Genomic DNA, 7010 nt, shown 5'->3' with positions numbered 1-7010 from the left:
GAAGGCTCCGGGCTCACCTTTAAAGCGGGCACAGGCCAGTGTCGCCTGTTGACCAGGGACAGCGTAAACAGACTGATTCATGGGGCTGAAGCCCTGTTGAAGGGTTACCAGGCATTCTTACGGCTGGCTGGAAAAGTCTGTTCAACGCAGGTTAAGTTATTGCAAGATGAATTTCCGCTCCTGAACAATCGGTTCGTGACGCTGAAAAAGACCATCCGATCAGTGTTAGAGAGTATCATTCTTCCTGTGCAGGCCTTTGAAAAAAGGCAGGTATCGTTTCGTCAGTGGTTGGCTGCCTGTCAAAAGCTACAATCCCGTCTTCAAGTACTCAACCATGATGGAGCTGACCGGGTTCAAAGTGTCCATGAGCTGATTTTTGCCCTGCATCAGCGCTTCGTAAGGGCACTGGCATCGGTCACTCTGACTTCGCGTCAGGGCAGGATATCTACCGATGGCAACGTCACCTATGTTCAGTGCTCGGCCCCTGGTGAAACGGCACCGCTGTTGAGTGAGTCCTGCAAAACATTCCTCAAAGAATTTGTGCGCAGAGCGACGGTCGCCAGTATGAAGGGTGCCCTGATTGTTAACATGAAGTTTGGAGAACATTTGGGCTTGATTGAGCTGCTTGAACAAGCAGAGGGGGGAAAAGGACGAACTTTGCGGCTAACATTTTCTGACACATTTTGTAGCCCTGATGGTAGTGATGACTCCGGCAAGTTGAAACGCATGTGGTTTCTGGTGCAGTTACTAAAAGCCATCGATCTGGATAAACATGCTGATTGCATGAAGCTGAGCTGCAATGCCGTTGCAGGAGAAATTATCGTCGAATGCCCCCGGATGACATCACCTGAAACCATGCAGGAAGCTTTTGAAAAATTGATAACAGCGTTAAAGTCTGTTCGGAATCTGGATCTTTTTTTAGAGGAAACACGCATTTTTGAAGAAGTTCAGTGGAACTTTAACCTGCTTGCACAACGCCTTGATAGTGATGTTGTGACAGAAGCTGATAGATTCGCCTTCCAAAATTGTCTTTTCTTAATGGTTTGTAGTATCCAATATGACATTCTTCCCAGTTGCTATCGGTTATTAAACCACCACCAACTGCAATTTATTGATCATTGTCGACGCTTAACTAATTTGGAGAATTCTTTAGAGAAAGTGCTAATAAGTGATGATATCGCTGAGGACACCCGCAGGGAACTCTTTCATCATTTGTTATTATTAGATCCCAGGTGGACTATCCCATTGGTTGAGGATGTGTATCCTCATTTGAGGGGTAAAAGCTTTATTATCGATCCATCAGAAGATTACGAACTGAAGTTTGTTATTTCACCTGATCAGCCGTTCAGCGAACATAAAGAAAAAGTCAAGAAAGCCTTTCTGGAGAATGGGCTTCTATATGCCAGTCAAAGGCTGCATGATGAATTCTCTGCTTTTAAACAAGGCCGGTAATTTTGTGAATAAGGTCTGATCTATTCTGACAATCTTGAATTAACAGGTTACTGTCGTTTTTCCTTGTGCCTGCTTCAGACTGAAGGCTGATATTTATAAAAAATCATGGCCGAATAAGAGAAGCTTATTGATGTGCCAGCCATTGAATCACGGATGGATATTATAAAAGGGATATCACAATGTTTAATACTAATTCTGATAAATCGAATGATCGAATCCTGACAACTTATGCAAGTCAGAATATCTGGGCTGGCAGCCCATCCAAAGGGGCTGATAGTTCACCCAAAAGGTATCTCGATGATTCTGATCCCAGTGGCGTTTCGACCTGCGAAACGCCTTTAGCCAAGCGTCTCTGCAGTTTATCTGTTTCAGATCAGACACCCCCCAACCGGGAAGAACTGGGGGGTAAGGGGCTGTTTTTGTGGCGCATGAAAAAAGCAGATCTGTCTGTTCCGCCATTTAAATGTGTGACATCCCGGGTCATGAATGCACTTGAACAGCACCCTCTTGATACCCATTGTTTAGCCCGCTACCTTCCCATGATTGACTGTGAACTTGAGGCAGAGACAGAGATCAGCCTGACGAGGATCAGGGCACGTCTCAATGCCTTGCCACCTTCAGAGCAGACCAAAAGGAATAGCTGGCTGGCGGGTCTGGCGAAATTTATTGCCAGTGATGATTATTACGAGCAGGTTAAAGATTCTGAAGCGGCCCGACAAATCGGTGATCTGCGCAGTCAGCTGGACAGACTTGCCACATCACGGTCTGTGATTGTTCGCAGTTCCGGCATCAATGAAGATAACTACGGTGATGCCCAGGCGGGTAAATACCTCTCTTTAGTTCAGGGAGAAGAGGATATTTTGCGAACCTGTCTTAAAGTCATGGCTTCAGCTTACCAGCCTGAAGTATGCTCTGAAGGTATACCGCAACCCATGGCGCTGGTCATCCAGCAGTGTATTGATTGCAAATACGGCGGGGTCGTCATGAGCTTTCAGGCCTTTCAGGATGATACTGTCAGGGTTGAGTACACACAGGGCCAGCCCAGAGGCATTGTGGCAGGGCAGTCCGGTAACACGCCACACCGCATTGATATTTATCGCAAGGATCGCAAAGAAGAGGCTGTCAGCTCTCAATACTTTCCCGGAACGCTCTCAAGTCACTTCATCCTGCACAAGAACAATGACGGCTATTCGGAAACAAGAATTGATCATGCTGATGCTCAATCAAACGACGCTGGACAGCAACTCAGTGATGCCATGGTTGCAAAGCTCAGGGAGGTGGTGACAGAGCTGGAAGACCTTCTGCTCTGCCCCGTTGATGTGGAGTTTGCCATTGATCATCAGGATCGCCTGTTCCTGTTGCAGGTGCGCCCTGTTACCCGGCTTTCTGGCGGTATGGATTTTGCCATGCCTATACCCGAACCCGAAGAAATTCTGGCCATTGGCGAGGGTATCAGCGAAGGCTACTGCACCGGACCCCTCTGGCTGGCCAGGGAACGAGACGCAGACTCTATGTCAGAGGGAGCCATTGTCGTGGCACACCACGCTGAAGATTGGATGCTTGAGCCAGAGTTTATCAAGCGGGCAGGGGGTTTTGTCCTTGCCGAAGCAGGATTCAATGATCATGTAGCGATCTTCCTGAAACAAGAAAAAATAACCTTAATGCGTGCTGGTGAAGAGTTTGTGGCATTGGCCGCCCGGGATGGCCAACAGGCGACACTGGCCTGCGCCCGCTTTAAAGATGAGCCAGGAGCCTTCATTGTTGCCGGTGACATTACCGAAAAACTGGCCAGTCTCAGAAGCCTGTCCTCTGCTGTTTCTGATTTACCTTTAACGACAGCCGTCCCGTCACGGGATGATTTGTCCCCATCTGAAGGCACATTCAGCCAGGTCGCCAGGGGGTTTCAGTGGCTCACGGACCAAAATGCCCGGCTGCTGGCATTTTTTGCCCCCGGTGGTGGACTGGATTGTCTGGCAAACCCGATAAAACTGAGCATGTCGCCGCAACGTTCAGAGCTACTGGCGGTGACCCGGGACAATGTAAACCGGCTGGTTCATGGGGCGGAAGCGCTGCTGGATGGGTACAATTCATTCCTGCAGCTGGCGGGTATCAGCGATTTATCCAAGGTGGAGCCATGGCTGGATGAATTACCGCAACTGACCAACCGCTTCAAGGCGCTGAAAGAGACCATTCAGTCAGAGCTGAAAAGTGTCATTCAGCCCGTGCAAGCCCCTGAAGAAGGACAGCTATCATTTCGTCAGTGGGTATTGGCCTGCCGTCAGTTACAATCTTCTCTTCAGGCACTCAACCCCGGGAAGGCTGAGCAGGTTCTGAGTGTCCATGAACTGATTTTTGCCCTGCATCAGCGATTCGTAAAGGCACTGGCACCGGTCGCTCTGGCCTCGGGTCAGGGCAAGATATCCAGGATATGGCCCGTCACTTATGCAGATTGCAGGACTCCGGGAGGCCCGGTTAAAAAGGTACCGCTATTTAGTCGCTCCTGCAAGGCATCCCTTGTTAGGTCAGAGTGTCCGGCGACTGTCATCATTATGGATGATGCTTTGATTGTTAACCTTGAATTAGGACATCACGTGGGCCTTATTGAGCTGCTTGAACACGCAGAGGGGGGGAAAGGACGTACCCTGCGGCTGAAATTTTCTGACCGATTTAAAAGGGCTGATGGCAGTGATGGCCCCGGCAAGTTGAAACGTATGTGGTTTCTGACGCAGTTACTGAAAGCGATCAATCTGGATGAACACGCTGATAGTATGAAGTTCAGTTGTAATGCCGTAGCGGGTGAAATAATTGTCGAATGCTCCAATATGAAATCACGTGAAATCATGCCGGAAGCCTTTATAAAACTGATAACGGCGTTATCTGTCATTAAGAACCTGGATGAGGTCTTAAAGTCAACAGCCATTTTTGAAGGAGTGCAGTGGAGCTTTAACAGCCTTGTACACCACCTTGATAGCGATGTTACGACAGAAGCCTATAGATTCGCCTTTGAACACTGCCTTTTCTTGATTGTTCATTATGCTCAATATTACATTAATCGAGATTGTTTCCGGTTATTAATACAGTTATTAAACAATCATCAAAAAGAGTTTATTCATCATAGTCGAAGGTTCTTTGAATCAATTCACACCCCTCTGGAAGTGTTAATGAGTGATGAGATCGCTGAAGACACCCGCAAGGAACTCTTACAGCATTTTTTATTATTAGAGCCTGATAAGGCTACGCCATTGTTCGAAGATGTGTATGACCTGGGAGATCAGTACTTTGTTGTCAATCCATCCTGCAGTTGTAGCGTGGATTTTGAGGTTCCACCCGCTCATTCGCTAAGGGTTAACAGAGAAAACATCAAGAATGTTTTGCGCAGGCAGGGACTGAAATATGCCAGCCAACGGGTTCGAAATGATAAAGACCTTGTACTAGCAACCATTGCCGTATATCCATACAACCTGAAGTATGTGAGTGAAAGACTGAAGCGTGATAAACAAGTTGTCTTATCCTGTTTTAAAGCTCTCAATCTTTGGAAGACTGAGGAGGTCCGCCGTGTCAATGACCTGATTTTTGAATTGCATGGGTTCTTAATAAAGGCCCGGGTACCGGTTACCCGGGCCTCGGCTCTGAGCGTGCTATCCAGAGACAATAGCTTCATCTATGTTGATTGCACGACTCCGGGTGGCTCGAGTAAAAAGTTAACGATATTGAGTCCGTCCTGCAGAGCATCCCTAAGAGAATCAAGACCTCTTACCGGGACTGTGATCAGTATGGATCATACCTTGATTGTTAACTTTGAGTTATCCGGTTTTGCGGGCTTTATCGAGCTACTTGAAAATGAGGAGGAGGGAGAAGGAGGTACCTTGCGGCTGAAATTCTCTGAAAACTTTTACCGCACTGATGGCAGTGATGCACCCGGCAAGTTAAAACGTATGTGGTTTCTGGTGCAGTTACTGAAAGCGATGGAACTGGATAAAAATGCTGATAGCATGAAGTCTGGTTGCAACGCCGCAGCGGCTGAAGTGATCGTCAAATGTCCGCGAATGACATCACGTCAAGCCATGGAGGGTGCCTTTGTAAAACTCATAACGGCATTGCAGACAGTTAATTGGCTGGATTGGGACTTCTTAAGCTCAAGCGGTATTTTTGAAGGAGATCAGTGGAACTTGAATTTACTTGCCCAACGCCTTGATAGCGATGTTGCGGCAGAAGCCAATAGATTCGCCTTTCAACATTGCCTTTTGTTAATGGCTGATACTTACCGATATGGTATTGATCGCGGTTGCTACCAATTATTAAACAATCATCTAAAACAGTTTATTGATCATTGTCATCGGTTGGTTAAATCGAAGGACAATCTTCGGGAAATGTTCATGAGTGATGAGCTTCCTGAGGACATCCGCAGGGAACTACTGCATCATTTTTTATTGTTACATCCCGGTAAGGCTAATCGATGGGTTGATCTTGTGTATCCCCATTTGAAAGATCATTACTTTGTTATCAAGCCATCCTCCGGTTACAACCTGAACTTTGATTTTTTACCGGTTCAGTCGCTTGGGGATCATAAAGAAAAGCTCAGGAATGTCCTGCTCAAGGATGGACTGAAATATGCCAGCCAACGAATTTGCAACGATAAAGACCTTGTATTGGCAACGGTTGCACTACATCCATACAGTCTGGAATATGTGAGTGAGGAGCTGAAGGGTATTGCAGAGGTCGTCATGCTTGCAATCGCCAGAGATGGTTATCATCTGCAATATGCCAGCCCGACACTTCGGGATGATGAGAAGGTTGTCATAGCCGCTGTTGCAAGTTCTTTAGGAGCTCTGCAATATGCCAGTGAAAGAATCCGAAGTGATAGAAATATTATTAAAACCTTAATAACTGTCAATATTAATTGCTTGATGTATGTCGATAAAACGGTATTGCAGGATCATGATTACATGCTGGATTTAATTGAAAAGGATGCTCATGCTTTTACTTTTGTCGCTATCGGGCTCAAACACGATGAGGCCTTTATTGAGGCAGCAAAAAAAAGAAACTCTGAAGTTAGTCAATACCTCACGTAATCTCCGAATATAGTTTTAGCTATTCTGGCAGCGTTAAACAGTGCAAACCGTGTGACAGCTTATTGTTGTTTCGTGGTTCAGGCTACGAGTGAACTTTATAAAAACATTATTGTCGAAAGAAGGGAATTTATTAAGTATCTGACCAACAAATCATGGATAAATATTAACATGAGAGGGATATCTTGATGTTACCCGCTAATAATTTTGACAAATCAGATTCTTACAGGCTGACAGACAGTCCCAATCAGAATAAAGGGGCTGGTAGTCCATCCAACTGGGCTAACAGTTCACCCAAGAGGTATTTCGGTAATCCTGATAGCAGTGGCTTTCACGAGCCAACGTCACTAGCCAAGCGAATATGCCTTCCACCTGTTTCAGATCAGGCTGCTGACAATTATCCGGTTCAACGCGCACAACTTGGTGGCAAGGGAATGTTTTTGCAGCGCATGAAGAAAGCCGGTCTGCCTGTTCCACCCTTCGAATGTG

3 protein-coding genes are annotated in these 7010 nt (G+C 46.5%); all 3 read left to right on the top strand.

From position 1 onward, the window contains the following. On the top strand, nt 1-1452 hold a 1452-nt coding region (locus tag KDK17_RS04200; RefSeq protein WP_257287419.1), incomplete at its 5' end, for a hypothetical protein. A 179-nt stretch (nt 1453-1631) separates the two neighbouring features. After that, the gene (locus KDK17_RS04195) at nt 1632-6524 is read left to right on the top strand and encodes a DUF4116 domain-containing protein (RefSeq protein WP_257287418.1); all 4893 of its coding nucleotides are present in this window, start codon (nt 1632-1634) and stop codon (nt 6522-6524) included. A 182-nt stretch (nt 6525-6706) separates the two neighbouring features. Further along, the coding region (locus KDK17_RS04190) for a hypothetical protein (RefSeq protein WP_257287417.1) at nt 6707-7010 on the top strand (304 nt) is incomplete at its 3' end.

The organism is Endozoicomonas sp. SESOKO2 (assembly GCF_024606245.1).
Classification (GTDB): Bacteria; Pseudomonadota; Gammaproteobacteria; order Pseudomonadales; family Endozoicomonadaceae; genus Endozoicomonas_A.
The sequence above is the reverse complement of the archived record's forward strand: the minus strand, read 5'-3'. Positions and strand labels throughout refer to the sequence as shown.